This window comes from Streptomyces tsukubensis (assembly GCF_003932715.1).
In the GTDB taxonomy this organism is placed as follows: domain Bacteria; phylum Actinomycetota; class Actinomycetes; order Streptomycetales; family Streptomycetaceae; genus Streptomyces; species Streptomyces tsukubensis.
The window spans coordinates 3,539,107-3,564,831 of the sequence record NZ_CP020700.1 but is presented as its reverse complement, the minus strand read 5'-3'; the positions used below and the strand labels follow the sequence as shown (position 1 = coordinate 3,564,831).

Below are 25,725 nucleotides of genomic sequence, written 5' to 3'. Positions count from 1 at the left end.
GGGGGCGCCTCTTGCCAGACACTACGTTCGCCGACGTCGGCGACGCGCTCGGCACCAGCCGACAGGCCGCCGAGCAGCGCTTCGGTCATGTCCGCCACGGCAAGAAGGTGGCCGCGGTGATCTCGCGGCGGGACCGGGTTCGGGAGGACCCCGCCGACCTGCGCGGCGCGTACGGCGAAGTCGGCGACGCCGGGCAGTACGCGAGCGACCGGGGGATCTGGCCCATTGGCAAGAGGGTCCGTGCTGAGGCCCAGTACGCGATCGTGGCCGTGGACGGCCTCGTGCGCCGCGTCTACGAACTCGACCCGGACGGCTGGAGCGAGGTCGAGTCCAGCAAGTGGGAGTTCACCGCTGTCGGAAACCGCGAGCTGACGAAGGACGAGATCGACGCCGCGTACGAGGCCGGGAACCTGCCGTTGCGGCCTGGAGACGACTGCCCCACCCGCGCGGGCGGCGCCTACCGCCCCCACTGGTTCTGAGGAGGAGCCACGATGTTGCCTACGCTCTCGCCCACGGCACCGGTCATTCTCACGCCGACCGGCGACCCGACCCCGGTGGAGAAGGCCGTGGTCGACGGCATCGCCGCCGACTTCGGCCCGGAGATGTTCCTGTACACGGTGTTCTACCGGCCGGACGGCTCCTGCCGGATCTGGTACGCCTGGACCGCCGGAGGCCACCAGCTCGGCGACCGCATCGACCGGACCGCACTCGCTGCGGGCTTGGACTGCGCGGACAACTTCTACATCGCGAGGCGGCACCTCACCGAGCACCAGCGAGGCCGTGTCCGCGTAGAGGCCCATCCGCTCCGGCTGATCATGGCCGACGTCCAGTCCGGGGTCCGTGCGTCCGAGCCCGAGCGCGACAAGGTACGGCGGCTGATCGGCATCGCCCCGAGGACTCCGGCCAGCCGGAGCTCGCTGACAGGCCCGTGCCCCGCTGGATGGGTGTTGGACCGACCCTGCTCAACCGAGCGACCCCGTAGCAGCGCGCCGAAGGGGTTGTCCCGGCGCAACCGCTGAGGCCGCCCCTCGGCGCTGACTCGCGGCCGGAAGAGTTTCGGTCGAAACTCTTGGCTCGGGCGTTCGACGGCGAGAGTCATTCCTGGGGCATCCACGCACCGGCGGGCCGGATCCGGGCGAGGATCTCGAACTCGTTGAAGTCCCTGTACTTGCCGGTGGGGCGGCTGCGGGCCGGGCCGGACCGTCCTCCGTCCCGCCCGGCACCCGGTCGCAGTCGGCGGACAGCGCGGCCAGACGCCGCTGTTCCTCGGCTTCGGCCCGGCGGCGTGCCTCTTCGGCCTCGCGGGCCTGGCGGGCCTGGCGGGCCTGGCGCTAGACGTAGGCGGCTGCTTCGGCGCAGCTCGCGCGCGGTGATCAGCCGCTTGAACCGCGGATACGCAGTCCGCTCGATCGAAGTCATCCCCACCCCACCCGATGCCCAGCCCCTGCCGGACGCGCCGTACACGTCCGCGCGGGATCATCGCGGCGTCAGCGCCGGTGAAGGATCAGAACAGCGGAACCCGGGACAGGGCCAAGCCCTCGGTGGCAGGCCCGGAACGCGGGCTCACGCCTTCAAGATCGTCTCACTGCCCCTTCTGGGCTCACCTTGGCTGGACCCCTCCCTGCCGTCCCTCCCCGGCCCCCTCCCGCCGCCCCTCCCCATCACGATTTGGCAAAGTGGTGGGCAGCGGGAAATGGAAGGGGCCAGTCCGCTGTTGTGCGGTGGCGGAAGGCCGAGAGCAGTCCGCCTTTTGCCATGCCCGGAACGAGGAGGGTCTTCGCGTGAGCCAGTACGTCTCCCGCATCTCCACCGGTCTGGCACCCCGCCTCAGATTCCCCGGGGGCCCCCGCAAGCCGCGCCGTATCGCCATGCTCAGCGTGCACACCTCGCCCCTCCACCAGCCCGGCACGGGCGACGCGGGCGGGATGAACGTCTACATCGTCGAGCTGGCCCGGCGGCTCGCCGCCATCAACATCGAGGTCGAGATCTTCACCCGCTCGACCGCCGGCGGTCTGCCCGACACGGTGGAACTCGCGCCCGGAGTCCTCGTACGGCATGTGGACGCAGGCCCGTACGAGGGACTGGCCAAGGAAGACCTGCCCGGCCAGCTCTGCGCCTTCACCCACGGAGTGATGCGCGCCTGGGCCCGCCACCGCCCCGGCCACTACGACCTCGTCCACTCCCACTACTGGCTGTCCGGCCACGTCGGGTGGCTCGCCGCCGAACGCTGGGGCGTCCCGCTGGTCCACGCCATGCACACGATGGCCAAGGTCAAAAATGCGGCGCTGGCCGAGGGCGACACCCCCGAACCGCCGTCCCGGGTCATCGGCGAGACACAGATCGTGAACGCCGCGGACCGGCTGATCGCGAACACCGCGGAGGAGTCGGCCGAGCTCGTCCGCTTCTACGACGCCGACCCGGCGAAGGTCGCGGTCGTCCACCCCGGGGTGAACCTCGACCGCTTCCGCCCCGACCCCGGCAAACACGGCGCCGACACCGCCCGCGACCGGGCCCGCGACCGGCTCGGCATCCCCCGGAACGCCTTCGTCCCCCTCTTCGCCGGCCGGATACAGCCCCTCAAGGCGCCCGATGTCCTCCTCCACGCGGTGGCCCGGCTCCTGGAACGCGACCCCTCACTCCGTTCCCGGCTCTACGTCCCCGTCGTCGGCGGCCCCAGTGGTAGCGGCCTCGCCCGGCCCGAGGGCCTCCAGAAACTCGCCGCCCGCCTCGGCACCGCCGATGTCGTCCACTTCCACCCGCCGGTCGGCCAGGACCGGCTCGCCGACTGGTTCCACGCCGCGAACGCGCTGGTCATGCCCTCGTACAGCGAATCCTTCGGCCTGGTCGCCATCGAGGCCCAGGCGACGGGCACCCCGGTGGTCGCGGCGGCGGTCGGCGGCCTGCCGGTGGCGGTACGCGACGGGAGTACGGGCTTCCTGGTCCGGGGCCACGACCCCGCCGACTACGCCGCCGCGCTCCGCCGACTGATCGACGACCCCGTCCTGGAGGCCCGGATGGGCGCCGCGGCGGCCCTGCACGCGCGGTCCTTCGGCTGGGACGCGGCGGCCGCCACCACGGCGGACGTCTACAGCGCGGCCCTGCACGACTACCGCCGCCGGGTACGCTCCCACCATGTCTGACGACGCCGTACGCACATCCCCGGCCGAGGTCATCGAAGCGACCCTGCGCGAGGCCGGCCTGGAATGGGAGAACCCGGAGCCCGGTTCGTACGTCGTCGCCCTCCCCGGCACCCGCAAACTCGCGACGAACGTCGCCCTCCGCATCGGCGCGCACTCCCTCTCCGTGAACGCCTTCGTCATCCGCCACCCCGACGAGAACGACGCCGCGGTCCACCGCTGGCTGCTGGAGCGGAACCTCAAGCTGTACGGGGTGGCGTACGCGATCGACCAGCTCGGCGACATCTACCTGACCGGCCGCCTCCCTCTCTCCGTGATCACCCCGGAGGAGGTGGACCGCCTGCTGGGCTCGGTCCTGGAGGCGTCGGACGGCGCCTTCAACACGCTGCTGGAGCTGGGCTACGCGAGCGCGATCCGCAAGGAGTACGCGTGGCGGGTATCCCGCGGCGAATCGACCCGCAATCTGGACGCGTTCGCCCACCTGACGGACGCCCCGCCCACGAAAGACTGAGCCCGCCCGCCGGTTGCCGCCCGGTGCCGTACCCGGACGGCACCGCCCCGGATCCTGGGGTCCCCACCCTTCAGGAGCCGGACCATGCCCCACCCCGCCCCGCCCGCCGCCCCCGACTCCGGCAGTCAGGCGGGCGTCATCGGCATCGCGCTCGGCGGCGTACTGGCGGCCGTACTGGCCCAGGGCTCGTGGCAGTGGTTCTCCACCTATATCGGGGCGACGCTGCTGGCCCTGATCGTCTGCTTCTACCGCCTCCCGCGCCGGACCCCGGGCTCAGGCGCCACATATTTCCGCAATCTGACGGCGTACTCGATGGTGGTCGGCCTCTGCGTGGCCATCACCCTGGCCCCCGCGCTGCAACGCTGGTCGTGGCTCTTCCCGATGCCGGGCACCCGGGGGTCCTGCCCGAAGCTCGGTGTGTACGCCTCCGAGCAGGCCGCGGCGGCGCTGTCGGCCACTCCGGGCTTCAGCCCGACGGCCCTCGCCGCGGCCCAACGCGCCCAGTCCCACGAGGCCGTGGCCGACTGCCTCTCCTCGACGACGACCCGCTGGCTCCCGGCGTACGCGGCTGCGGTGGCCGTCCTCGTCGGCATCGCGGCGTGGTCCTTCGACCGCGCGCGGGCCCGCCGGGAGCCGCCCGTGGCATGACCGGGGTGCAGCTCAGGTTGTCGGCGGGATATGCCAGAGGGGTGGGGTGTACTGCTCGGGGCAGTGGGTGAGCAGCAGGGCTTTGAGGATGTCGCGGTGGGTGCCGGGGAGGTTGAGCACTTCGGTGAGGTGGCGGAACGTCGTGTGAGTGACCCCTCGGGCGCGAGCCTGGTGCTCGTACGAGGCCACGCGCGTGAGGGTGGATTCGGGTTCGAAAGACTTCGGCGGGGCGGAGGCCAACCCGGTGGCCTTGTCGCGCTCGTAGTCGATCTCGGAGAAGCCGCAGATCTCCCGGCTGAGTGCCTCCGCGGCCGTGAGGGTGGTCGTCGTGGTGATGGCCTGGGCCAGGCTGTTCCGCTTGAAGGCGTCGTCCATGTCGACTTCGTGGACGGTGGGGCTTTCGTCGGTGAGGGGGACGGGGAAGCCGGTGTCGCGGGCTTCGCACAGTCCGCGGATCCCCCGGGCGGTGGCCGCGAGCATGCCCGTGGCCTCCGAGGGGTGCCACTCCAGGACCGGGTCGACTGCGGCGGCGTGCTCCGGAGTGAAGGTGGTGACGAGCCGGCCGAGCAGGGGGCGGAGGGTCTCGGCGGTTAGTTCGCCGTCGAGGCCGGGGCCGGCGACGAGCAGACGTACGGGGGCACCGAGCCGGTGGCAGGCGGCCAGCGTCAGAGCGTCCGCCAAGGGGCTGCGCAGGGCGGGTTCGTCGCCGTGGGCGAGGATGTCGCCGCCGACGTCCAGCAGGTCGACGGACTCGGGGTGGAGCTGTTCCACCAGTTCGGCCAGTTGCCCGGTGACGCCTTGCACGCCGTGGCGCGGGTCGATCAGCGCGAAGGTCTGGGGGAGTTCGCGTGCCAAGCGGGGGAGTGTGGAGCCCGCCGGTGGGACGGGTTCGGTAGAGGCGGTAATGGCGGGGACACCCGGCGCCATACGACCGAGTGAGGTGAAGTCCGCCGGTGTTCTGGGGCCGGGGACCGGGTCGACCAGGAGGCGGTCCCAGGCATAGGTGAGGACGACCGCCGGATTCTCCGGGCCGTACAGGGCAGCGTCGAGCATCGCTGCGGCGACCGCGTCGCCCCCTCCGCCCGCTGCCACGACCAACCGGGTCACCCGGGCAGAGTACGGCCTGCGCGGTCCGGCCACCCGCCTGTAGTGGCCAGAGGTCCAACAGCTCGACATGCCGCAGCTCGACGAGCGTCGAATGGCCTACGCCCGGGAAGCCGATGCCGTCGCGGTGGCCGGGGCGGGATCAGCGGGCCTGCCCGCTCCTACGAGCCATCGGGCACAAGATCGCTGTTCACGCCGGAAGCGTGTCGGAACAAAGCAGTTGCCGAGCGGGCATCTGCCCATCAGGCTCGCCCGATGAGCCATGGCACACCACCGGGCAGCTGGGATGAACCCTGGTACCGCGTCCACACCGAGCACTTCGAAGCCGCGTTCCTGCCGGACGCAGGCGAGGACCTCGAAGCGGTGTACGACATTGACGTCGAGGTGCGGCTGCAGGACGGATCCCGATGGAGTGCAACCATGTGCACAGTTGGCTACGTTGAGACGCTGATGAAGCGGTGGGCGGCAAGCGGTGAAGCTCTGGGAGGACGCTACTACTGGTGCTCGGACGGACTCATCGTCCGCGACGCCGGCATCAGCAACATGGTTCAAGTCCTCACCGGTCTGGTCGAGAACGGCGAGTTCACGCAGATCCTGCAACGCCTTGAGGACTGACCCCACTCAGCCCACCTGCTAGGAAGGCGCGTCGTCCCCGAGGTCGGTCTCGCCGATCAGACGACTCCACTCGTCGATCACCGTATGGCCGTCGATCATTTTCTGCACGGCAGCTTGGATGGTCCTCAGTCGCGGCTTCAAGTGGCTGCTGAGTTGGGTAACTCCTTCCATGCTGTCGGAGAATCCTTGAAGCTGCGTGGTCGTAGCACTGGATGTCAACGTCAGCGCCTGGATTTGCCGGAAGAACTCGCGAACGGCCTGCTGGTCTTCCGGAGGAAGATCCTCTTCACCCGCTCGTCTGATAAACCCCTGGATGCCCGGGTCAATGGAAGCAAGGGCTGCCCAGTACTGCCCTCCCAGCGTTTCCACCTGTGCCACGGGTCCGGCGAGCCGCTCGGAAAGCTGCTCGGTCACACGCATCCGACCGGCGAACCCTCCACCCCGGGCGTCCGACTTGACCATTTCTTCGGCTGCCCAGGAGGTCTCATGGTCGATGGCCGAGATGACTTCCGGGAACTTCTGTGCGATCCCCACCCACACGGGCAGTGCGGTCTCGGCCTCTGCCATGAGCTCCAGAAAACCCGGTGGTTCATCATCGGCAATGAGACCCTGGTGGACCATCTCCACTGGCCTGGCGGGCGGTGCCGACTCCAGCACCTCCGAGATCTTCAACGCCAGTTTGTGCACGGCCTGCCGATACACAGGCGACGCCTCGTCTTCGAGCCGCAGTTCACGCCAGTCCACCCACTGTCGCCGCGCGATGAGCTGGACGACTTCATCCGAAGGGTGATCGTCGGATCCGTACGTGAGTTGGGGAACATTCACATAGTGGATCGGCAGCAGTAGCTCGTCCAGCCCCAGGCTGGCCGCGTGGCCGGAGAACCTGATGACCTCGCGCCTGCACTCTTGACTCTTCAGGAAGTTCGGTGTGATGACAGGTATGAGAAAGGTGGTTCCGGTCAACGCGGAGTCGAGACGCATTCGCCACGCGTCGCCCCACTCGATCGACCTCTTGTCCATAAAGATCTCAAGAGGTTCGCCGGTGATGATCTCGAACTCGTTGGCTATGCGCTCCGACAGACGGGCGATCCGTCCCGAGTCCAGTTGATCATCACGATGGGTGTAGCTCCAGAAGCCGGCGGGCTGCGCATTGGTCATGGTTTCAAAGAGTAGCCAAGTGGCCTGTCCTGCAGCGGTGGTTGGCGAACCCGGGTGCGGTGGAGCGGGCTCGGGCGGGCCGGGGAGGCCCCGGCCGGGGCTCTGTTACTCCATGGCCAGGCCTCAGCCCTGTGCGTACGCCCCGCGCCCGCGGCACGGCTGGTCCGGCCTTACGAGTCTGGAGCAGCCTCTGGCGGTTGACGGCCGGGTGGTCGTGTTCGGGGCAGTGTGCAGGACGCGGTGGCCTATGCCGTTCTGCGGGAGCTGGGTGACTTGCTGCGGCGGTTGCACTGCCTGGAGGGCTGGGGTTGCCGGCCTTCCCTTCTACGACCCGCTCCAGCAGGCCTATGCAATCCAGGTCACCCCGGAAATCGGAATGCCATTCAAGACATCCTGCTGGCAGCAGGGGCATCTCCGCTGCGAGGTCGGGTCAATAAGGAAGGGTCCGACGCTGACCATGCGCTGCTCTGCTTCCCGCTGGGAGACCAGGTTGTGCAGTTCCTGCATCCCTCCGGCGATTCGGTGCATGAGCTCCGCTCGTCTATCGTTCCACCTTCTTTGGTAGTCGACAACCGACCAGGCCGTTTCCCCTGGATCGAAATTTGTCCCGCAGTGCCTGTTGACGATTTTTACGGCTTTCGCCACGTCGAGCCGCAGTGGGGTTCGTCTCTGCGCTAGGCCGGTACGGAGGGCTAGTAGAATTTCCTCTTTTGTTGGAGCTGTGTACTTGGAGAAGTCGGCTGAATAATTCCCTCGTCCGGTAACTTTCAGAGTCCAGTCGAGGAGCCAGTCTTCTTCGCGCGAAAGGGGAATGCGCGCCCCGGCGCATTTCCCGTCCGTGTATTTCAATCCCTCTAGGCCGGCGTTTGTTGCGACGCGCCTCAGGTTCAGTACATTGCGCTCTGCTGAGCGCCCGTAAACTTGTTTGCTGAGCGTCAGCCATGTAACCCATACAGGGTAAGGCTCGCTTGTTCGGGCAGCTTTCAGTGCGGAGATCAACCGCGACTGGACCGGTGTTCGCGACATGGTCAAATGGTAGGGCTTATCTGCCGCTCCGATCAAATGTGGGGGAGCGGGATTGAATTTCCGGATATAATTTTCCTGTGATTCATTGTATTATCGGGTGGCGCTGGATGGGGGAAGTCCCCCGGCTAGTCAGCGGTTATCACAGCTCCTTTCGGTGGAGTCGGCTGGCGCTGCGGGTCTAAGTGGACCTCGCGTTGTCATCCGGGGGGCATTCGTAGGCCGTCTCCGGGGCGATCGTTGAACGCCTGGCTGTTCGGAGAGGCAATGCAGCACCAAGCCCCCTGCCCTCGGTGAACCTGCAGGAAGGGGGCTTGAGTTAATGTCGTTTAATTGTTCTTGTCGGGGATCTTGATGACCTGCGTCTTTGCTGCTCAGGCGTGGTGATGGAGTACATCTGGTGGTCGTTGTCGGCTGTCCTTCGCCCCTTCTGGGCAGCCTCGGACGGCCCAGAGACGGCCCGAGTCTCAGCCGTTTTGCGGGCAGGGCCCCACGGTCGCGGCGCAGTTGCCCGGGCGGGTTGCTGTACTTCACTGCTGTACAGCAGACCGTCGGAGACGGTGCCTGTAGCGTCGGAGTATGACTTCGGGCGCGGGTGTTGGCGGTGTGTTCACGGAGGAAGCGGCGGGGGTAGTCCTGGTGTCGGCGTGCCGGGCGGCCGGGTTCGATCCGGCTGGTGCGGAGCTGCTGCGGCTCGGTTCCAATGCCGTGTACCGGCTGGCCGGCTCGCCGGTGATCGTACGGATCGCCCGGGATCCCGGTTCGCTGGCGGATATGACGCGCGCGGTGCGGGTGGCCCGGTGGCTGGAGGGTGAGGGGTTCGCCGCGACGCGGGTGGTTGCGGGTCTGGAGCAGCCGCTGGTGGTGGACGGCAGGGTGGTGACGTTCTGGGCCAGTGCGCAGGACACGGAGGTCTATGCCGACCTGCGGGAGCTGGGTGACTTGCTGCGGCGGTTGCACTGGCTGGAGGAGCCGGGGGCGCTGGCCCTTCCTTATTACGACCCGTTCCAGGAGGTGTGGGACACCCTCCGCGCTCTGGGTGGCGTTCCCGGCGACGATGTGGCGTTTCTGAACGAGCGGGCGGAGCGGATACAGAAGGAGTACGACCGCTTGGACTGGGTTCTCGACTTCGGCATGATCCACGGGGATGCCAACGTCGGGAACGCGATCCGGGACCGGGACGGCCGGCCGCTGCTGATCGACCTGGACGGCTTCTCGCTGGGGCAGCGGGAGTGGGACCTCGTACTGACTTCGCTGTACTACGAGCGGTTCGGCTGGCACACCCGTACCGAGTACGAGTCGTTCGTCTACCACTACGGCTTCGACCTGATGAACTGGCCCGGCTACCCGGTCCTTGCAGATCTGCGCGAGCTGAAGATGACGCTGTGGATCGGCCATCAGGTCACCACGAGCGAAGAGGCGGCGGAAGAGTTCGCCCGGCGGGTGCACGCCCTGCGTACCGGTGGAAGCCGCAAGGACTGGCAGGCGTTCTGAGCGTTCACTCCATGCCCGCTGCCTCGCGCCAGAGCCGGTGTTCGGCGGCCAGTTCGTGGAAGTCGCGTACGGCGGTCGTGGTCGATGCTTGTGCGAGATTCTGCCGGAACTCGGCAAGGTAGCTGACGCAGCGCGCTGATCTGAGCTGCTCTCCGAGGTCGAGCGCATCGGCTGCGACCCGGCATGCCTCTTCGGGGTTGCCTGCGTGCATCTGGGCATCGGCGAGGACCATGGTGGCGAAGAAGTCGCTGCGGACGTGCGTGCCGCTGACTGCGTTCTCGGCGTGGGCGACGGACCGGCGGGCGCTGCTGACGTCGCGGAAGCAGTGTGCGGCCTCCGCGGCGAGTTCGACATCGTCGAAGTAGGTGATCCACTCCGGCTCGTCGTCGTTGTTCCTTCGGTCCAGCGCGGTGGTGGCTTCCGCGAGGGCGAGTTCGCAGGCGCGGGTATCTCCGGTGCGGGCGAGGGCGCGGGCTTCCATCGCGTGGAACTGGGCCAGCAGGGTCGGTGTCGCAACGCGGGAGATACCCATCCGTGCGGCGCGGGCCAGGGTGGCGGCCTGGGTGTAGCGGCCGAGGAAGGTGGCCTGGTGGCTCATGGCGGAGAGGATGCTCCCGGCAAGCCGCCGGTCGTCGCTGTCCTGGGCCAGTCGCAGCCCATGCACAAAGTACCGCTGGGCAAGTCCGTGGTGACAGGCGTCGTACGACATCCAGCCGGCCAGGCGCAAGGCTTCGCCAACCGTGGAGAACAGGGCCCGCCCGACGGCTTCGGTGTACTGCCCCGACAGCAGTGGAGCGACATCGCGGCTGAGGTACTGGATGAGGCTGTGCCGTGCGTGGTCCCCGCCGAAGCGGTCGTCGAGCTGGGCGAACATATCGGCGGTCGTCTTGATCATTGCGACGTCGGTGAGACCGACTCGGGGCCACGCGTCCGCCGGGGCGGCGCAGGGTCGGGTGTCGGGTGCTACGAGCCACTGCAACGAGGCTTCGTGCCAGGGGCCGTCCAACGCATCTGCCGTGAGCAGCGATGTGTCACCGGCAAGGTCGGCCAGCCATAACGGCCCGACCGCCCCGATCGCGGCACCCACGCTCTCCGGATACCTCAGATCCGGGAGTCCGTGAACCTCGTGATCCCGTATCCCGAGATCCCCCGGGGCCAGCCCGAGTGCTTCGCACAGCAACCCCGCGTAGAACTCGTCCGGAACCCCGTGGTTGTTCTCCCAGCTCGCGATCCGCCGCTTCACGCTGGCGTCGGCCGGCAGGGCCTGCCCTTTGCGGCCCGCTGCGGTCCGTAACTCCCGGATGAGCCGCGCCTGACTCCACCCCCGGCTCCGCCGCGCACTGAGAAGCTGCGTCCCCATCTGCTGTGTACCGGTCATGGTGCCCACCTCCCCCGTGGCTGTAGCTGCCGCAAAGTGAATATAAGGAACACGCGACTACTACGCGCCCTCGGAGGAGGGGAATTCGCGCGAAGGAATGCTCGGGACGGCACCCCGGGGTGACGCCCCTCGTCACCCCATGTCACCCCTCGTCATCTGCCCTGAACAGGGCCTTCACCACAAATCTGGGAGCACGACGACTCCCAGCGGTCGCCGTGGACCGATTGAGGTGAACCGACGTGCAGAAGATGACGAGGCGCGGCAGGCAGTGGCTGTCCGACGCCGCCGACGATCCGGAGAAATGCCGCTCCGTATGGGCCGACGACCCCCGCGCCCCTCACCTGTTCCCGGCAGGGCTTCACTTCGACGTGGTCGTTGTAGAGCAGCGGACAGGGCTGGAGGTCTTCCACCAACTCCAGCAGCGGGGCATGCCGTGCGGGCCCGTCCTGTCCGACCTGGGCAGCAGCGAGGTCGGCTTTCTCCTCAACGCCGGTTCGCGCAAGCGCTTCGAGCGGACCGTGGCCACGGAATCGGAGTACGGCGACCGGCCCGGCTACTCCTACCTGGCCAAGGGCTCATCCGTCATGATCCCTGGCCCCATGCCCCTGTCCGGCGACCGCTACCAGTGGATCGCCGCCCCGGCTCGCCCTGTGGAGGGCTCTCCGCTGCGAGCGGTCGCCTTGGCGGTCGTGATCGTCGCGACCACGCGGCTGCTCAACCGGTTCGACCGCTACGGCTCGGAGTTCCTCGACCTTGAGTCGGAGGAATGGCCGGAGGAGACGACCGATGGGGCATGACTTCGCCCACTGGTCACCCGCCGAAAGCGAACCCTGGTACGCGGCCCGGGACGCCACCGCCGCCCTGCGGGACGTCCTCGTCTCGGCCGGCCTGGAGAAGGACTTCCCCTACCTCCAGGCCCAGATGAACGCGTTCGGGCACGGCCTCGTCGAACTAGGCCGCGTCTCGCCGGAGACGGCCGAGCGACTGGCCGCACTCCTCGACCGCGCACTGTCCTGCGAATGGCCCGGCGACGCCACCTGCGCACGCCAAGCCGCATCGAACACCCACACCGACCGGGGAGAGGAGACGCCGACATGACCGACCGCAGAGGTGTGATCGCAAGGCGAGCGGAAGAACTCGCGCCCGGCATCTCCTACGTACGCGGCTGGTCCCGTGCCCACCGAGGCACAGCCGCCTTCGCAGACCGGCTCCGCGCCTTGGGCCTCGACAGCGACTTCCCCGGACTCAAGGCCGACGTGAACGTATACGGCGACGGCCTCGTCTGCCTCGGCCAAGTGCGCCCCGAGGCTGCCCAATTCCTTGCACAGGCGCTCGTCACCGGCCTCGCCCTCGAACTGGCCGACCACCTCGCCACCGAACAAACGCCCCGGCGGTCCGCGTAGGACCGGCCCGCCGAGGCTCGCCACCCAGCTTCCAAGGAGCTGACCAACGTATGCCCAAGCATATTGTCCAACTGATCCACCGCGCCCTGAAAACACTCTTCCCCGCCCACGGCCGCCACCGCCAAACCCCGGCGCCGACCCGCATGCCGCTGACGCTCTGGATGACCCCGTGGACCACCCCCACCCCCGCACACGTCCTCGAACGCCAACGCCCCTTCAACGGCGAGGACATCCCCCTGGTCCGCCCGTACGCCCCACTGGACACCACCCTCCAACTCCGCCTCCACCCGGGCGCCGCCTCATGACCACCGACGCCCTGACCTCACCCCCACCCAAGGCCTTCACCGCCAGGTGCATCCAATGCGCCACGGAAACAACGGCCCCGGTCCACATCCGCTGGCTCCCCAGCCCCAGCGGCCCCGGCACCACCCTCTACGCCTGCCCCCACTGCGCCCCAACGGTCCCCCACGGCCCCACCCTCGACGAAGACCTGACCTACCCCCACACCGCATAGCCCCGCCCAACCAAAGGGGAAGCCACCCACGGACCGTCAACGACGCCTGGTCGGCTCCCCTCCCCCAGCCCCGGTCGCCAGTGCCCCAACACGGGCGCCCGGGGCTTCGTCGTGCCCGGGCCACAGCGTCGAAGGCACCAAGCTTGAGAATCCAGGGCCTCCCGCCCGCGGAGATCACTCTGCCGTGGAAGATTGCGGACGGCCCGCCCATGACCAAGCGGCTGGTCTTCACGGCACCGCGTGGCGGCCATGTCTGGCGGACGTCGCTCAACGACGACGCGTGGAAGCCAGCGCTCGCCGCGGCCGGGGTGATCCCGGTCCCCGAACCCGGCGAGCCCTACTCGGAGTCGCGCGAGAACGGTATGCACGCCCTCCGCCACTTCTATGCCTCCGTCCTCCTGGACGCGGGGGAGAACGTCAAGGCGCTCGCCGAGTACCTGGGCCACTCCGACCCCGGCCTGACGCTCAGGGTGTACGCGCATCTCATGCCCTCCAGCAGAGAGCGCACGCGCAAGGCTGTGGCCTCGGTGTTTGCTGGCAGAGGGCGTACAGGTGAGATGACGGACGGACTTCTCCCACAGGACAAGCCGATCAATGAACGACGCAAATCGTCGCGAACCGTAAGCTCGAAATGAGGGCGGAGTCTACCCCGCAAAACTTGAGGGTATTAGCTACGTCGTGAGAGACTCCGGCTGCTAGATAGCTCTAGTTAGTTCTAGTTAGCTCTAGATAGCTCTAGTTACCTCTAGAGCTAACGAAGACTCTGGAACGAACGAGGACCTGGATCCGGCGGCAACCAGACCCAGGCCCTCATGCAGTCAGCGAGCCCGGTCGCGTAGCAGCAGACCGGGCTCGCTGCATGTGCAGCACCCGATCCCGACCGTTCTCGCGCGTGAGTCGCTCATCGAGCGAACTGCATCACGCTGGCAGCGATGGTTGTCAACAGGCCGATCCCCGTAAGCCAGACCTGCCACTTCTCGGCATCGGTCCAGCTACGAGGCTTGCCCTTCTCAAGACTCACCTCTCTACCACCTCCCCTATCCTCCAGCCGACCCGCATATCGGGCCGGAGCCTTGGAACTCGCATGCATTCGCACGGAGTTCAGGGGAGGTTCAGGTGAGGCGGGCCAAGCATACCGCTAGCAAAGGCAGTTACCCGGGATACCAGCGCAACTCTGGAAGCGGCCGGAATGCCGCTGACGGCCCGGAGACGGCCCAGCTCCAGCAAAAAGCCCCCGCCCTGCGAGGAAAATGCAGGTCGGGGGCTTTCGGGCAGGGAGTTACTTCTTCTTGCCCTGGTTCTTCACGGCCTCGATGGCCGCCGCCGCCGCGTCAGGGTCGAGGTACGTGCCGCCCGGGACGATCGGCTTGAAATCGGCGTCCAGCTCGTAGGCGAGCGGGATGCCGGTGGGGATGTTGAGGGACGCGATGTCCTCGTCCGAGATGCCGTCCAGGTGCTTGACCAGGGCGCGCAGCGAGTTGCCGTGGGCAGCGACCAGGACGGTGCGGCCGGCCAGGAGGTCGGGGACGATGCCGTCGTACCAGTACGGCAGCATGCGGGCCACGACGTCCTTCAGGCACTCCGTGCGCGGGCGCAGCTCCGGCGGGATGTCGGCGTAGCGGGCGTCGCCGGCCTGGGAGAACTCGGAGCCGTCCGCCAGCGGGGGCGGCGGGGTGTCGTAGGAGCGGCGCCAGAGCATGAACTGCTCCTCGCCGAACTCGGCGAGCGTCTGGGCCTTGTCCTTGCCCTGGAGGGCGCCGTAGTGGCGCTCGTTGAGGCGCCAGGAGCGGTGGACCGGGATCCAGTGGCGGTCCGCGGCCTCCAGGGAGAGCTGCGCGGTGCGGATGGCGCGCTTCTGGAGGGAGGTGTGCAGCACGTCGGGCAGCAGCCCGGCGTCCTTCAGCAGCTCGCCGCCGCGGACCGCCTCCTTCTCGCCCTTCTCGGTGAGATTGACGTCCACCCAGCCGGTGAACAGGTTCTTTGCGTTCCACTCGCTCTCGCCGTGGCGGAGGAGGATCAGCTTGTACGGTGCGTCGGCCATGCGTACGAGCCTAATGGACCCCGCCCCGCCTGCCGCGCTCGGGACGTTTGACGGCTGCCGTCAAACGAGTGGTCAGCGAACCCCACCGGATGTAATGTGCGCTAAAGGTTTGGGACACTTACATGAGGTGGGGGAGTCGGCATGGGTTCGGGCCGGTTGTACAGAGCCGCACGGGCAAGCACGGCGGGGATGCCCCGCCAGTTCTGGTGGCTGTGGACCAGCACCCTGGTCAACCGGCTCGGCGCCTTCGTCTCCACCTTCCTCGTGCTCTACCTCACCGCCGAGGAGGGGCACTCCGCCTCGTACGCCGGACTGGTCGTCTCCCTCTACGGGCTCGGCGGCGTCGCCGGGTCCATCGGCGGTGGGATCCTGGCCGACCGGATCGGGCGGCGGCCCACCCTGCTGATCACCCAGGCCCTGTCCGCCGTCGCCGTCGGCGTCCTCGGCTTCGTCCAGCACCCGGCCGCCATCGCCGCCGTCGCCGCGGTCGTCGGCGCCGCGACCACCGGCTCGCGCCCCGCCGTTCAGGCGATGATGGCCGATATCGTGCCCCCGGAGGACCGGGTCCGCGCGTACTCCCTCAACTACTGGGCCATCAACCTCGGCTTCGCGGTCTCCGCGACCGCCGCCGGGTTCGTCGCCGAGTACAGCTTCCTCATCGGTTTCCTCGGCGAGGCCGTGATGACCCTGGCCTGCGCGGTCATCATCTTCGTCAAGCTCCCCGAGTCCCGGCCGGAGCACCCCGCGGGCACCGGGCCGGACAGCGGCCCCGAACCGCAGGTCGGCATGGGGACCGTGCTGCGCGACGGGCGCTTCATGAGCCTGGTCACCCTCTCCTTCCTCCTCGCGCTGATCTTCACCCAGGGCTATATCGGCCTGCCGCTCGCCATGGGCGACTCCGGGCTCTCCCCGTCCAGCTTCGGCATGGTCATGGCCCTCAACGGGCTGCTGATCGTGATCCTCCAGATCCCGCTCACCCATGTCATCACCCACCGCGACCCGCGCCTGCTGCTGGTCGTCGCCTCCCTGCTCGCGGGGTACGGATACGGGCTCACCGCCTTCGCCGGCTCCATCGCCTTCTACGCCCTCACGGTCGCCGTCTGGACCCTCGGCGAGATCCTCAGCGCCCCCACCCAGGCCGGTCTGGTCGTCCGGCTCTCCCCGCTCCACGGCCGTGGCCGCTATCAGGGCGTGCACTCCCTGACCTGGTCCGTCGCCACCCTCGTCGCCCCGCTGATGGCCGGACAGATGATCGACCGCTTCGGCGCCGACTGGCTCTGGGCCCTCTGCGCCGTCCTCGGCACCGCCGCCGCGGCCGGCTTCTGGCTGCTGCTGCGCAGGCTGGGGGAGGAGACCAAGCCGGGAGCGCCGGACGGACGGGAAGCACAGGGAGTGGTGAAGGGCGCGGAGGCGAAGAGCGCCGCCTGAACCGGGGCGGACGCGCACCAGGACACGGCAGGGCCCGCCGGCCGTCCCGGCCGGCGGGCCCCGGCCCTTGCGGCGTCCGTACGAACGCGTGTCAGCCGCAGCCGCCGCTGCACTGGCACGGCGACCCCGACTTGCAGCCGCAGCCGCAGCCCGAGCCGCAGCCGCAGCTGCCCAGCAGCGGAAGGCGCATCACATCGCGCTGTGCTTCGGCCGCGGACTCCTGCTGGGTGTCCGGGGTCGGGGAATCGGCCATGGTTCCTCCTCATCGGATACGGAGGCATGCTCGCGCACGGCGTGCACCACATGCCGCCTCCTGCCATTCGATGCCCGCAGAGGCAGGCGCGTCAACAGCGCGTGGAGACATCGGTACGGAGCGTGGCAAGGGGCCCTGCGGAGCGCCCGTCCCCCAAGGGCACCCCGGGTCACACGATCCCCTCAGGCCTCCACCGCATCCGCCTGGTCCACCGTGTCCGGCTGGAGATCGTCCGCGTGCTCGCCCGTCACCAGATACACCACCCGCTTCGCCACCGACACCGCATGGTCCGCGAACCGCTCGTAGTAGCGGCCGAGCAGCGTCACATCCACCGCCGTCTCGATGCCGTGCTTCCAGCGGTCGTCCATCAGATGCTGGAACAGCGTCCGGTGCAGCAGGTCCATCTCGTCGTCGTCGGTCTCCAGCTGGAGCGCCAGATCGACGTCCTTGGTGATGATCACCTCTCCGGCCTTCGCCATCAGCCGCTGCGCCAGCTGGCCCATCTCCAGGATCGTGGCCTGGAGGTCCCGCGGCACCGGCGACTCCGGGAAGCGCAGCCGGGCCAGCTTCGCGACGTGCTGGGCCAGATCACCCGAACGCTCCAGATCCGCGCTCATCCGCAGCGATGTCACCACGATCCGCAGATCCGTGGCCACCGGCTGCTGGCGCGCCAGCAGGGCGATCGCCCGCCCCTCCAGATCGTGCTGGAGATCGTCGACCTTCTGATCGGCCGCGATCACACTTTCGGCCAGTTTCAGATCCGCGTCGAGCATCGCCGTCGTGGCGCGCCCTATGGCCGACCCGACCAGCCGGGCCATCTCGACCAGACTCTCGCTGATGGAGTCCAGTTCCTCGTGGTACGCGTCCCGCATGGAGTTCCCTCTCTCGGTGACCGTGGTCCGGTCGCGGCGACCGGGGCCCGGATGGGGTCCGTGGACCCCCACGCTCCCACGGTCCGCGGCCAAGGAGTCGACCCCCACCTTCCCAAATGAACCGGCCCGGTCCCCCGGGTGAACTCTGGGCGACGAGTCCTCCCGGTCACCCCTTCGGCCGAGACCAATGCGATGACCATGCCTAACCTTGAGGCATGGACGTGAACGCGGCGGTCGCCGCAGTGGCGGCGATCGGCGGTCTGCTGACCGGCGTCTTCGCCGTGCTGGCGTTCCGCTGGAGCGAACGTGAGCAGCGCCGGCCCACCCGGTCGTCGCTGCACACGGACGCCGTGCTGCCGCCCGGCGTCGACACGGTCCTCTCCGTACTGCGCTCCTCCGCGGTCGTCCTCGACGAGAGCGACTCCGTGGTGAAGGCCAGCTCCGCGGCGTACGCCCTCGGGCTGGTCCGTGGCGGAAAACTGACGGTCGACGCCATGCTCAAGATGGCCAGGGACACCCGACGCGACGGCGAGATCCGCCAGGTCGAGCTGGACCTCCCGCGCCGGGGCACCGGCCGGGGCGAGGCGCTCGCCGTCTCCGCCCGGGTCGCGCCCCTGGGCTCCCGGCTGGTCCTCCTCCTGGTGGAGGACCTCACCGAGGCCCGCCGCATCGAAGCCGTACGCCGGGATTTCGTCGCCAACGTCAGCCATGAGCTGAAGACGCCCGTCGGCGCGCTCTCCCTGCTCGCGGAGGCCGTGATGGACGCGTCGGACGATCCGGAGGCGGTCTCCCGCTTCGCCGGGCGGATGCAGATCGAAGCCGCCCGGCTGACCAGCCTGGTCCAGGAGCTGATCGACCTCTCCCGGGTCCAGAACGACGATCCGCTGGACGGCGCCGAGCCGGTCCGGGTCGACGAACTGGTCGCGGAGGCGATCGACCGCTCCCGCCACCCGGCCTCCACCAAGAACATCACCATGGTCTCCGGCGGCACCGACGGACTGCACATCTGGGGCCACCGGGGTCAGCTGGCCGCCGCACTGGGTAACCTGGTCGAGAACGCCGTCAACTACTCGCCGGCCCGCACCCGCGTCGGCATCTCCGCCCGCCGCGTCCCCGCCCCGGGCGGAAGCCTGATCGAGATCGCCGTCACCGACCAGGGCATGGGCATCTCCGAGAAGGACCGCGAGCGGGTCTTCGAACGCTTCTACCGCGTCGACCCCGCCCGTTCACGCGCCACCGGAGGCACCGGCCTCGGGCTGGCGATCGTCAAACATGTGGCCGCCTCGCACGGCGGGGAGGTCACGGTCTGGAGCTCCGAGGGCCAGGGTTCCACCTTCACCCTGCGACTCCCGGAAGCGGGATCCGTACGCCACCGCTCCCGCACCACCGAACCGGATCGCGCCGACAACGCCGACCGGCCCACTCCCCCCACCGATCCGCATTTCGAGATCCCTGCCCCGGAGGTCCTTCCGTGACCCGAGTGCTCGTCGTCGAGGACGAGGAATCGTTCAGCGACGCTCTCTCCTACATGCTCCGCAAAGAGGGTTTCGAGGTCGCCGTGGCGACCACCGGACCCGAGGGGCTCGACGAGTTCGAGCGCAACGGCGCCGATCTCGTCCTTCTCGACCTGATGCTGCCCGGGCTCCCCGGGACCGAGGTCTGCCGCCAGCTGCGCGGCCGCTCGAACGTGCCGGTCATCATGGTGACCGCCAAGGACAGCGAGATCGACAAGGTCGTCGGCCTGGAGATAGGCGCCGACGACTACGTCACCAAGCCGTTCTCCTCGCGCGAGCTGGTCGCCCGGATCCGCGCGGTGCTGCGCCGCCGCGGGGAGCCGGAGGAGGCCGCCCCGGCCGCGCTGGAGGCCGGCCCGGTGCGGATGGACGTCGACCGCCATGTCGTCACCGTCTCCGGCGGCAAGGTCGACCTTCCGCTGAAGGAGTTCGACCTGCTGGAGATGCTGCTGCGGAACGCGGGCCGGGTGCTCACCCGGATGCAGCTCATCGACCGGGTCTGGGGCGCGGACTACGTCGGCGACACCAAAACCCTCGACGTCCACGTCAAGCGGCTGCGCGCCAAGATCGAACCGGACCCCGGCGCCCCGCGCTATCTCGTCACGGTCCGCGGTCTCGGCTACAAGTTCGAGCCGTAGACGGCCCCGCCCGCCGCCGGACGTACGACGAACGTCCGGCGGCGGCGGATGTACGAAGGCGCCCCACCGGTCACGGCGGGGCGCCTTCGCTCTGCGTTCGTACGGTACGGCGCGGGGCTCAGCCCGCGGGCGTCTCCGGGGCGTTCGACGCGTCCGCGCCCTCGGGCTTCTCGCCACCCTCGGGCTTCTCGGCACCTTCAGCACCTTCGGTGCCCTCTGCGCCCGGCTGGCCCGACGGGGACGGGGAGGCCGCGGGGGCGGGCGCGCTGCCCGGGCCGAAGTCCGCGTAGCCGTCGGCCGACGACGGGACCACGAAGGCCTCCAGCTTGACGTCGCCCGTCTTGCTGAGCTTGAAGACGACGTCCTGGACGCCGCCGATCTTCTTCGTCAGCGCGGTGCCGTCCTCGATGACCGCCGAGGCGTTGCCCTTGCCGCCGATGACGATCGAACCCTGGGCGGGAACGGTGACGCCGCCGGAGCCGGAGGCGCCCGTGAGCTTCACGGTGCCCGCACCGCCCGGCAGGGTGATGGAGTCCAGGGTCTGCTCGGTCGCGCCCTTGTTGAAGATCGTCGCCGAGACGACTGCGGGACCGGCCTCGCCCGTCTTCGACTGGGTGATCACATTCGCGTTCTGGATGGCGATGTTGTCCACGGAAGCCGTCGCGGTGTCCGGCTTGATGCCGAGCGACTGCGCGTTGTTGCCCGCGCCACACGCGGTGAGCGCGGCGAACGACAGCGCGACTGCGGTCGCGGCGACGGCGCCGCGGCGAAGGCGAGTAGCGCCCCCGGACGGAGTAAGGGGGAGGCTCACGGCGCGGCATCTCCTTGCACGAACGGATCTGGCATCGGGACTGTTCTGGTTCTGCTCTGCTTCTGCTGAACCGGCGCAATGGCGGCCGTGCCCGCGTCAGTTCGTCCACAGATTACAGAGCCCTCCCTTCGCGCCCGCACCCGACCCGCCCCTTACGGGCCCTTCGCCCCTCGGGCTCCACCCGCCCCGGCCTGCCCGGACGCGCCGCCGCGCCCCGGAAGCCCGACCGGAACCCCGACCGGAAGCCCGGGCGGAGAGACCCGCCGCGGATCGGCCCGGTCGGTCCGGTCGGTCCGGTCAGTCAGGTCGGTCCGGTCGGTCCGGACCCGGCCGCCGAAGGAGCCCGGATTCGCCGCTGCGTTTCCCCGGCCGGGACCGGGATTCACCTGCTGTTCGTAAATCCGCTATCGGCGGGGTGATCAATTCCGGGCCGCCGCCGTCACGGGAAGTCATGGACGGGTGGTGCGGATGAGACGGTAATGAATACCGATGGGCATTCGAAGATCAATTCATGATTGTTCCGCGCCGCCCGTCCGTACGGGTGACCGAGGTCCGAACGGAGTAGGGGAAGTTCACCACGAGAACCCGGCAAATCGGGACGTTCGGACGCCGTGGCGGGCCTCCGGCCAGGTGCGACGGCCGTGTTTCCACCTGTCCGCAGAGCCGCTCCGACCTGCGAATACCGTGTTCCGGAAGCCGCTCGCAGCACGTTCCCGTCACTGTTGTCAAGCCCCGAGATATGCTCTGACCTGCGAAAACGCCATTCAGAAGAAGCTGTATCCGTGTTACCCTGGATAGCCACGGAAGGGGTACCTGTCACATGACGTTCAAGGTTGGCGACACCGTGGTCTATCCCCATCACGGGGCCGCGCTGATCGAGGCCATCGAAACTCGCCAGATCAAAGGCGTGGACAAGACCTACTTGGTGCTCAAGGTCGCCCAGGGCGACCTGACGGTGCGCGTGCCGGCGGACAATGCGGAGTTCGTGGGCGTACGCGATGTGGTCGGTCAGGACGGGCTCGACCGGGTCTTCGAGGTGCTGCGCGCGCCGTATGCCGAGGAGCCGACGAACTGGTCCCGCCGCTACAAGGCAAATCTGGAGAAGCTCGCTTCCGGCGATGTCATCAAGGTCGCCGAAGTCGTGCGCGACCTGTGGCGCCGTGAGCGGGAGCGCGGACTCTCCGCCGGTGAGAAGCGGATGCTCGCCAAGGCCCGCCAGATCCTGGTGAGCGAACTCGCCCTCGCGGAGAACACCAACGAGGACAAGGCCGAGGCCCTGCTCGACGAGGTTCTCGCGTCCTGACGCGCCCGGCCGCTGCCCGGCCCGCCCAGAGCGGAACCGGCCCGGCCGAACGTATACACAACTGCCGCGGTGCCCGCCGACACGATGTGATCCCCTTTGATCACTGACCTGTTGCCGGGCACTGCGGCACGTTTGTCCCGTGTCGCAGTCGTGCGGTACCGCAGCCGTCTACTGTCACAACTCACAGCCTCACCCAGGAGGCCCGGCCCCCGACGGGAGGCCAAGCCCTGGTGTGCCGGGCCCGGGCGGCTGGCGCAGACCGTCGTCACGGAAGGGTCCGTCAAGGCGTCGCGCCCGGCACGCTGAGGCCATACCCAAAAGGGCCGAGGAAACAAACCTGCCGGAGTGCAACCGATGTCAGACCGATCGCTCACACCCCGCACCGCAGCGGTGATCCCGGCCGCCGGACGGGGGGTACGGCTCGGCCCCGGCGCCCCCAAGGCGCTCCGGGCGCTCAACGGGACGCCCATGCTGGTGCACGCCGTACGCGCCATGGCCGCGTCCAACGCCGTCGTCCTCGTCGTGGTCGTCGCGCCCCCCGAGGACACCCCCGGGGTCCGCAACCTCCTCGCCGACCTCGTCCTGCCGGACCGCACCGAGGTGGTCGTCGTCCCCGGCGGCGAAACCCGCCAGGAGTCCGTACGGCTCGGTCTCGCGGCCGTCCCCGACGACGTCCCGGTCGTCCTCGTCCACGACGCCGCCCGCCCGCTGGTGCCGGTCGACACCGTCGACTCCGTCATCGAGGCGGTACGCGACGGGGCACCCGCGGTCGTCCCCGCGCTGCCGCTCGCGGACACCGTCAAGGAGGTGGTGCCCGGCGGGAAGGGCGAGCCGGAGCCGGTGGTCGCCACACCCGAGCGCGCCAGGCTGCGGGCCGTCCAGACCCCGCAGGGCTTCGACCGGGCCACCCTGGTCCGCGCCCATGACACCGTCCCCGCCGACGGCGAGGGCGCGACCGACTGCGCGGGCTTGGTGGAGCGGCTCGGGGAGCCGGTCGTCGTGGTCCCCGGGCACGAGGAGGCCTTCAAGGTGACCCGTCCGCTCGACCTCGTCCTCGCCGAGGCCGTACTCGCCCGCAGGAGGGCCAACGATGGTTTCTGACCCCGCCGCCGCAAGCCCCGCCGCCCGCCCCGCGGTCCCGCTGCCGCTGGTCGGCATCGGCACCGACGTCCATGCCTTCGAGCCCGGGCGCGAGCTGTGGTGCGCCGGGCTGCTCTGGGAGGGCGAGAGCGCCGGGCTGGCCGGCCACTCCGACGGGGACGTCGCCGCGCACGCCGCCTGCGACGCGCTCTTCTCCGCCGCGGGCATCGGCGACCTCGGCGCGCACTTCGGCACCGGCCGGCCCGAATGGTCCGGGGCCTCCGGTGTCACGCTGCTGGCCGAGGCGGCCCGTATCGTCCGCGCCGAGGGCTTCGAGATCGGCAATGTCGCCGTCCAGGTCATCGGTGTCCGGCCCAAGGTCGGCAAGCGCCGGGACGAGGCGCAGAAGGCGCTCGGCGCGGCCGTCGGGGCGCCCGTCTCGGTCTCCGGGACGACGACCGACGGACTGGGGCTGACCGGCCGGGCGGAGGGGCTGGCCGCGATCGCCACCGCGCTCGTCTTCCGTACGGGAACACCCGCGGGAGCATCCGCCGGTACGGATCCCGCCGCGGACGCGCGTACCTCCGCCTGAATCCCGCAGGGACGCGCGTCCGGCCGTAACGTTCATCCGGGTGTAACGAACGACCGGAAATACCTCTCCGTGTGGCATGGTTCACCCGGCGGGCGTCCGTGACGCGCGGACACCCGCCCTGCACCCACAGTGGCCCCCCGGACCAGGAAGGCAACACCATGTCTGCCCAGCTCTCGGACGAACTGAAGGCCCTTCTCGACTCCCCGGTCTTCGTCAACATCGCCACCATCCAGCCCGACGGCAGCCCTCAGGTGTCCCCGGTCTGGGTGAAGCGCGACGGCGACGATCTGCTGATCTCGACCACGATCGGGCGGCAGAAGGAGAAGAACCTCCGCCGCGATCCCCGCGTCACGGTGGTCGTCCAGCCCTTCGACGCCCCGTACACCTACGCCGAGATCCGCGGCACCGTGGAGATCACCGAAGAGGGCGGCCCGGAGCTGATCGACGAGCTGGCCGTCAAGTACGTGGGCAAGTCGTACGCAGAGTTCAACCCGACCGCGGCGCAGGACGCCCAGCGGGTCGTCGTCCGGATCACCCCGCGCAAGGTCGTCGGCCGGATCTGAACCCCGCAGCTTCCGGCCGCCCGCGTCCCGGGTGGCCGGGGGCGCCCCCGGGACGGTACGGAGGTACGGGAGGGGACGGGCGGACCCGTGGGCCGGCCGGGTGGCCGGGAAGGAGCGGGGCACTATCGCACGCCCACTACCCTGGGGGGGTGACTATTCGCCTGTACGACACCAGCGCCCGGCAGATCCGTGACTTCGTCCCGCTCACACCGGGCTGTGTCTCGATCTACCTCTGTGGCGCGACCGTGCAGGCCGCCCCGCACATCGGGCACATCAGGTCCGGGCTGAACTTCGACATCATGCGCCGCTGGTTCGCCTACCGCGGCTACGACGTCACGTTCATCCGCAACGTCACCGACATCGACGACAAGATCATCAAGAAGTCGGCGGAACAGAGCCGCCCCTGGTGGTCCATCGGCTACGAGAACGAGCGCGCGTTCAACGCGGGCTACGACGCCCTGGGCTGCCTCCCGCCGACCTACGAGCCCCGCGCCACCGGCCATGTGCCCGAGATGATCGAAATGATGCGCGGTCTCATCGAGCGCGGCCACGCCTACGCCGCCGACGGCAACGTCTACTTCGACGTGAAGTCGTTCCCCGGCTATCTGGAGCTCTCCAACCAGGACCTCGACGAGCTGCGCCAGCCCGCGGGCGAGGGCGAGACCGGCAAGCGCGACCCGCGGGACTTCGCCCTGTGGAAGGCCAGCAAGCCCGGCGAGCCCGACTGGGAGACCCCCTGGGGCCGCGGCCGCCCCGGCTGGCATCTGGAGTGCTCCGCCATGGCGCACAAGTACCTGGGCCCGGCCTTCGACATCCACGGCGGCGGGATCGACCTGATCTTCCCGCACCACGAGAACGAGATCGCGCAGGCCAAGGCGTACGGCGACGATTTCGCCACGTACTGGGTGCACAACGCCTGGGTCACCATGTCCGGCGAGAAGATGTCGAAGTCCCTCGGGAACTCGGTCCTCGTCTCGGAGATGGTCCAGCGCTGGAAACCGATCGTCCTCCGCTACTACCTGGGCACCCCGCACTACCGCTCCATGATCGAGTACAGCCCGGAGGCGCTGGACGACGCGGCCTCCGCGTTCGCCCGGATCACCGGTTTCCTGACCCGGGTCTGCGAGAAGGCCGGTACGACGGTGGAGCCCGCGTCCGAGGTGCCGCTCGCCTTCGCGGAGGCCATGGACGACGATCTGGGCGTCCCGCAGGCCCTCGGTGTCGTCCACACCACCGTCCGCCAGGGGAACTCGGCGCTCGCCGCCGACGACAAGGAGACCGCGATCGCCCGCGCCGCCGAGGTGCGGGCCATGCTGGGCGTTCTCGGGCTCGACCCCTTCGCCCCGCACTGGGCGGGCGAGGCCGACGACAGCGACGACCTCCACGGCGCCGTCGACAGCCTGGTCCGGCTGGTGCTCCAGCAGCGCGAGGCCGCCCGCGCCCGTAAGGACTGGGCCACGGCCGACGCGATCCGCGACCAGCTCCAGCAGTCCGGACTGGTCATCGAGGACAGCCCCGACGGACCGCGGTGGACGCTCGGCACCCGCTGAGCCCCTGCCGGCACCGCCGGTGATGTGCCGCCCGCTCCCGCGGGCGGCACACTGACATAGAGACGTAGACGCAGCAGTAACAGCAGGAAGCAGAG

The 25,725-nt window shown here is 69.2% G+C and carries 28 protein-coding genes and 1 pseudogene; 21 read left to right on the top strand and 8 right to left on the bottom strand.

Annotated elements, in window-relative coordinates; all coding sequences use genetic code 11:
* The first annotated feature begins 11 nt into the window (after positions 1 to 11).
* The 5 genes from B7R87_RS14185 (at position 12) to B7R87_RS14165 (ending at position 4,296) form a co-directional block, all read left to right on the top strand.
* Positions 12 to 479, top strand: coding sequence for a hypothetical protein (locus tag B7R87_RS14185; protein WP_006348393.1), 468 nt, complete (start codon positions 12 to 14; stop codon positions 477 to 479).
* Between the two features lie 12 nt (positions 480 to 491).
* Entirely contained in the window at positions 492 to 1,019 is a 528-nt protein-coding gene (locus tag B7R87_RS14180; protein WP_006348394.1) for a hypothetical protein, read from the top strand.
* A gap of 762 nt (positions 1,020 to 1,781) precedes the next feature.
* Positions 1,782 to 3,140: a D-inositol-3-phosphate glycosyltransferase gene (mshA, locus tag B7R87_RS14175; RefSeq protein ID WP_006348395.1), complete on the top strand. Its 1,359-nt coding sequence runs from the start codon at positions 1,782 to 1,784 to the stop codon at positions 3,138 to 3,140.
* Positions 3,133 to 3,648, top strand: coding sequence for a type III secretion system chaperone family protein (locus tag B7R87_RS14170; RefSeq protein ID WP_006348396.1), 516 nt, complete (start codon positions 3,133 to 3,135; stop codon positions 3,646 to 3,648). The genes mshA and B7R87_RS14170 overlap by 8 nt, the downstream gene beginning before the upstream one ends.
* A gap of 84 nt (positions 3,649 to 3,732) precedes the next feature.
* Positions 3,733 to 4,296, top strand: a complete 564-nt coding sequence (locus B7R87_RS14165) for a hypothetical protein (protein WP_006348397.1) — start codon at positions 3,733 to 3,735, stop codon at positions 4,294 to 4,296.
* A gap of 12 nt (positions 4,297 to 4,308) precedes the next feature.
* Here the strand turns inward: B7R87_RS14165 and B7R87_RS14160 are convergent, their stop codons facing one another.
* Positions 4,309 to 5,403, bottom strand: coding sequence for a DUF1152 domain-containing protein (locus B7R87_RS14160; protein WP_233168831.1), 1,095 nt, complete (start codon positions 5,401 to 5,403; stop codon positions 4,309 to 4,311).
* Positions 5,404 to 5,655: 252 nt separating this feature from the next.
* On the opposite strand from B7R87_RS14160, the gene B7R87_RS14155 reads away from it, so the two are divergent.
* Positions 5,656 to 6,015, top strand: coding sequence for a hypothetical protein (locus tag B7R87_RS14155; protein WP_006348399.1), 360 nt, complete (start codon positions 5,656 to 5,658; stop codon positions 6,013 to 6,015).
* An 18-nt stretch (positions 6,016 to 6,033) separates the two neighbouring features.
* Here the strand turns inward: B7R87_RS14155 and B7R87_RS14150 are convergent, their stop codons facing one another.
* Positions 6,034 to 7,173: a toll/interleukin-1 receptor domain-containing protein gene (locus B7R87_RS14150; protein ID WP_006348400.1), complete on the bottom strand. Its 1,140-nt coding sequence runs from the start codon at positions 7,171 to 7,173 to the stop codon at positions 6,034 to 6,036.
* 345 nt (positions 7,174 to 7,518) lie between these two features.
* Positions 7,519 to 8,199 carry a hypothetical protein gene (locus B7R87_RS14145; RefSeq protein ID WP_130585383.1) on the bottom strand — a complete coding sequence of 227 codons (681 nt, stop codon included), beginning with the start codon at positions 8,197 to 8,199 and terminating at the stop codon, positions 7,519 to 7,521.
* Between the two features lie 576 nt (positions 8,200 to 8,775).
* On the opposite strand from B7R87_RS14145, the gene B7R87_RS14140 reads away from it, so the two are divergent.
* Positions 8,776 to 9,690: a phosphotransferase enzyme family protein gene (locus B7R87_RS14140; RefSeq protein WP_040915811.1), complete on the top strand. Its 915-nt coding sequence runs from the start codon at positions 8,776 to 8,778 to the stop codon at positions 9,688 to 9,690.
* Between the two features lie 4 nt (positions 9,691 to 9,694).
* Here the strand turns inward: B7R87_RS14140 and B7R87_RS14135 are convergent, their stop codons facing one another.
* Positions 9,695 to 11,068 (bottom strand): hypothetical protein, encoded by a 1,374-nt coding sequence (locus tag B7R87_RS14135; RefSeq protein ID WP_006348402.1) that lies wholly within the window; start codon positions 11,066 to 11,068, stop codon positions 9,695 to 9,697.
* 248 nt (positions 11,069 to 11,316) lie between these two features.
* Here B7R87_RS14135 and B7R87_RS14130 point away from each other — a divergent pair, with 248 nt between their 5' ends.
* The 6 genes and pseudogenes from B7R87_RS14130 to B7R87_RS14105 all read left to right on the top strand — a co-directional run.
* Positions 11,317 to 11,865, top strand: a complete 549-nt coding sequence (locus B7R87_RS14130; RefSeq protein ID WP_202488215.1) for a bifunctional DNA primase/polymerase — start codon at positions 11,317 to 11,319, stop codon at positions 11,863 to 11,865.
* Positions 11,855 to 12,166 carry a hypothetical protein gene (locus tag B7R87_RS14125; protein ID WP_006348404.1) on the top strand — a complete coding sequence of 104 codons (312 nt, stop codon included), beginning with the start codon at positions 11,855 to 11,857 and terminating at the stop codon, positions 12,164 to 12,166. The genes B7R87_RS14130 and B7R87_RS14125 overlap by 11 nt, the downstream gene beginning before the upstream one ends.
* Positions 12,163 to 12,471, top strand: coding sequence for a hypothetical protein (locus tag B7R87_RS14120; protein ID WP_006348405.1), 309 nt, complete (start codon positions 12,163 to 12,165; stop codon positions 12,469 to 12,471). The genes B7R87_RS14125 and B7R87_RS14120 overlap by 4 nt, the downstream gene beginning before the upstream one ends.
* A 50-nt stretch (positions 12,472 to 12,521) precedes the next feature.
* Positions 12,522 to 12,776: a hypothetical protein gene (locus B7R87_RS14115; protein WP_006348406.1), complete on the top strand. Its 255-nt coding sequence runs from the start codon at positions 12,522 to 12,524 to the stop codon at positions 12,774 to 12,776.
* Positions 12,773 to 12,985, top strand: a complete 213-nt coding sequence (locus B7R87_RS14110) for a hypothetical protein (RefSeq protein WP_078902279.1) — start codon at positions 12,773 to 12,775, stop codon at positions 12,983 to 12,985. Before B7R87_RS14115 ends, B7R87_RS14110 begins: the two co-directional genes overlap by 4 nt.
* 161 nt (positions 12,986 to 13,146) lie before the next feature.
* Positions 13,147 to 13,620: pseudogene (locus B7R87_RS14105) on the top strand (tyrosine-type recombinase/integrase); the annotation flags it as partial.
* A 644-nt stretch (positions 13,621 to 14,264) separates the two neighbouring features.
* On the opposite strand, the gene B7R87_RS14100 reads toward B7R87_RS14105, so the two are convergent.
* Entirely contained in the window at positions 14,265 to 15,026 is a 762-nt protein-coding gene (locus B7R87_RS14100; RefSeq protein ID WP_006348408.1) for a phosphoglyceromutase, read from the bottom strand.
* Positions 15,027 to 15,215: 189 nt separating this feature from the next.
* Here B7R87_RS14100 and B7R87_RS14095 point away from each other — a divergent pair, with 189 nt between their 5' ends.
* Positions 15,216 to 16,454, top strand: coding sequence for an MDR family MFS transporter (locus B7R87_RS14095; RefSeq protein WP_006348409.1), 1,239 nt, complete (start codon positions 15,216 to 15,218; stop codon positions 16,452 to 16,454).
* A 91-nt stretch (positions 16,455 to 16,545) separates the two neighbouring features.
* Here the strand turns inward: B7R87_RS14095 and B7R87_RS33110 are convergent, their stop codons facing one another.
* Together B7R87_RS33110 and phoU are read right to left on the bottom strand one after the other, a co-directional pair.
* Positions 16,546 to 16,707 (bottom strand): hypothetical protein, encoded by a 162-nt coding sequence (locus B7R87_RS33110; RefSeq protein WP_164516026.1) that lies wholly within the window; start codon positions 16,705 to 16,707, stop codon positions 16,546 to 16,548.
* A gap of 182 nt (positions 16,708 to 16,889) precedes the next feature.
* Positions 16,890 to 17,579, bottom strand: coding sequence for a phosphate signaling complex protein PhoU (gene phoU, locus B7R87_RS14090; RefSeq protein WP_006348410.1), 690 nt, complete (start codon positions 17,577 to 17,579; stop codon positions 16,890 to 16,892).
* A gap of 215 nt (positions 17,580 to 17,794) precedes the next feature.
* On the opposite strand from phoU, the gene B7R87_RS14085 reads away from it, so the two are divergent.
* Positions 17,795 to 19,054: a sensor histidine kinase gene (locus tag B7R87_RS14085; protein ID WP_006348411.1), complete on the top strand. Its 1,260-nt coding sequence runs from the start codon at positions 17,795 to 17,797 to the stop codon at positions 19,052 to 19,054.
* A complete protein-coding gene (locus B7R87_RS14080; RefSeq protein ID WP_006348412.1) occupies positions 19,051 to 19,731 on the top strand; it encodes a response regulator transcription factor in 681 nt (226 codons plus the stop codon). The genes B7R87_RS14085 and B7R87_RS14080 overlap by 4 nt, the downstream gene beginning before the upstream one ends.
* 118 nt (positions 19,732 to 19,849) lie before the next feature.
* Here B7R87_RS14080 and B7R87_RS14075 read toward each other — a convergent pair whose 3' ends face one another.
* Positions 19,850 to 20,542, bottom strand: coding sequence for a hypothetical protein (locus B7R87_RS14075; protein ID WP_045853005.1), 693 nt, complete (start codon positions 20,540 to 20,542; stop codon positions 19,850 to 19,852).
* A gap of 820 nt (positions 20,543 to 21,362) precedes the next feature.
* Here B7R87_RS14075 and B7R87_RS14065 point away from each other — a divergent pair.
* From B7R87_RS14065 to cysS, 5 genes are all read left to right on the top strand, one after another.
* Positions 21,363 to 21,845 (top strand): CarD family transcriptional regulator, encoded by a 483-nt coding sequence (locus tag B7R87_RS14065; RefSeq protein WP_003953493.1) that lies wholly within the window; start codon positions 21,363 to 21,365, stop codon positions 21,843 to 21,845.
* A 354-nt stretch (positions 21,846 to 22,199) separates the two neighbouring features.
* Entirely contained in the window at positions 22,200 to 22,946 is a 747-nt protein-coding gene (gene ispD / locus B7R87_RS14060; RefSeq protein ID WP_040915813.1) for a 2-C-methyl-D-erythritol 4-phosphate cytidylyltransferase, read from the top strand.
* Positions 22,936 to 23,517, top strand: coding sequence for a 2-C-methyl-D-erythritol 2,4-cyclodiphosphate synthase (ispF, locus tag B7R87_RS14055; RefSeq protein ID WP_006348416.1), 582 nt, complete (start codon positions 22,936 to 22,938; stop codon positions 23,515 to 23,517). Before ispD ends, ispF begins: the two co-directional genes overlap by 11 nt.
* 158 nt (positions 23,518 to 23,675) lie before the next feature.
* Positions 23,676 to 24,080, top strand: a complete 405-nt coding sequence (locus B7R87_RS14050; RefSeq protein ID WP_006348417.1) for a PPOX class F420-dependent oxidoreductase — start codon at positions 23,676 to 23,678, stop codon at positions 24,078 to 24,080.
* Between the two features lie 149 nt (positions 24,081 to 24,229).
* Positions 24,230 to 25,630 (top strand): cysteine--tRNA ligase, encoded by a 1,401-nt coding sequence (gene cysS, locus B7R87_RS14045; protein ID WP_006348418.1) that lies wholly within the window; start codon positions 24,230 to 24,232, stop codon positions 25,628 to 25,630.
* The last annotated feature ends 95 nt before the right edge of the window (positions 25,631 to 25,725 follow it).

What these genes read in the sequence shown, in the direction of transcription:
- B7R87_RS14180 (WP_006348394.1), top strand. Translation starts at nt 492, where the DNA reads ATGTTGCCTACGCTCTCGCCCACGGCACCGGTCATTCTCACGCCGACC.
- B7R87_RS14170 (WP_006348396.1), top strand. Translation starts at nt 3,133, where the DNA reads ATGTCTGACGACGCCGTACGCACATCCCCGGCCGAGGTCATCGAAGCG.
- B7R87_RS14165 (WP_006348397.1), top strand. Translation starts at nt 3,733, where the DNA reads ATGCCCCACCCCGCCCCGCCCGCCGCCCCCGACTCCGGCAGTCAGGCG.
- B7R87_RS14155 (WP_006348399.1), top strand. Translation starts at nt 5,656, where the DNA reads ATGAGCCATGGCACACCACCGGGCAGCTGGGATGAACCCTGGTACCGC.
- B7R87_RS14150 (WP_006348400.1), bottom strand. Translation starts at nt 7,173, where the DNA reads ATGACCAATGCGCAGCCCGCCGGCTTCTGGAGCTACACCCATCGTGAT.
- B7R87_RS14145 (WP_130585383.1), bottom strand. Translation starts at nt 8,199, where the DNA reads ATGTCGCGAACACCGGTCCAGTCGCGGTTGATCTCCGCACTGAAAGCT.
- B7R87_RS14140 (WP_040915811.1), top strand. Translation starts at nt 8,776, where the DNA reads ATGACTTCGGGCGCGGGTGTTGGCGGTGTGTTCACGGAGGAAGCGGCG.
- B7R87_RS14135 (WP_006348402.1), bottom strand. Translation starts at nt 11,068, where the DNA reads ATGACCGGTACACAGCAGATGGGGACGCAGCTTCTCAGTGCGCGGCGG.
- B7R87_RS14130 (WP_202488215.1), top strand. Translation starts at nt 11,317, where the DNA reads ATGACGAGGCGCGGCAGGCAGTGGCTGTCCGACGCCGCCGACGATCCG.
- B7R87_RS14125 (WP_006348404.1), top strand. Translation starts at nt 11,855, where the DNA reads ATGGGGCATGACTTCGCCCACTGGTCACCCGCCGAAAGCGAACCCTGG.
- B7R87_RS14120 (WP_006348405.1), top strand. Translation starts at nt 12,163, where the DNA reads ATGACCGACCGCAGAGGTGTGATCGCAAGGCGAGCGGAAGAACTCGCG.
- B7R87_RS14115 (WP_006348406.1), top strand. Translation starts at nt 12,522, where the DNA reads ATGCCCAAGCATATTGTCCAACTGATCCACCGCGCCCTGAAAACACTC.
- B7R87_RS14110 (WP_078902279.1), top strand. Translation starts at nt 12,773, where the DNA reads ATGACCACCGACGCCCTGACCTCACCCCCACCCAAGGCCTTCACCGCC.
- B7R87_RS14100 (WP_006348408.1), bottom strand. Translation starts at nt 15,026, where the DNA reads ATGGCCGACGCACCGTACAAGCTGATCCTCCTCCGCCACGGCGAGAGC.
- B7R87_RS14095 (WP_006348409.1), top strand. Translation starts at nt 15,216, where the DNA reads ATGCCCCGCCAGTTCTGGTGGCTGTGGACCAGCACCCTGGTCAACCGG.
- B7R87_RS33110 (WP_164516026.1), bottom strand. Translation starts at nt 16,707, where the DNA reads ATGGCCGATTCCCCGACCCCGGACACCCAGCAGGAGTCCGCGGCCGAA.
- phoU (WP_006348410.1), bottom strand. Translation starts at nt 17,579, where the DNA reads ATGCGGGACGCGTACCACGAGGAACTGGACTCCATCAGCGAGAGTCTG.
- B7R87_RS14085 (WP_006348411.1), top strand. Translation starts at nt 17,795, where the DNA reads ATGGACGTGAACGCGGCGGTCGCCGCAGTGGCGGCGATCGGCGGTCTG.
- B7R87_RS14065 (WP_003953493.1), top strand. Translation starts at nt 21,363, where the DNA reads ATGACGTTCAAGGTTGGCGACACCGTGGTCTATCCCCATCACGGGGCC.
- ispD (WP_040915813.1), top strand. Translation starts at nt 22,200, where the DNA reads ATGTCAGACCGATCGCTCACACCCCGCACCGCAGCGGTGATCCCGGCC.
- ispF (WP_006348416.1), top strand. Translation starts at nt 22,936, where the DNA reads ATGGTTTCTGACCCCGCCGCCGCAAGCCCCGCCGCCCGCCCCGCGGTC.
- B7R87_RS14050 (WP_006348417.1), top strand. Translation starts at nt 23,676, where the DNA reads ATGTCTGCCCAGCTCTCGGACGAACTGAAGGCCCTTCTCGACTCCCCG.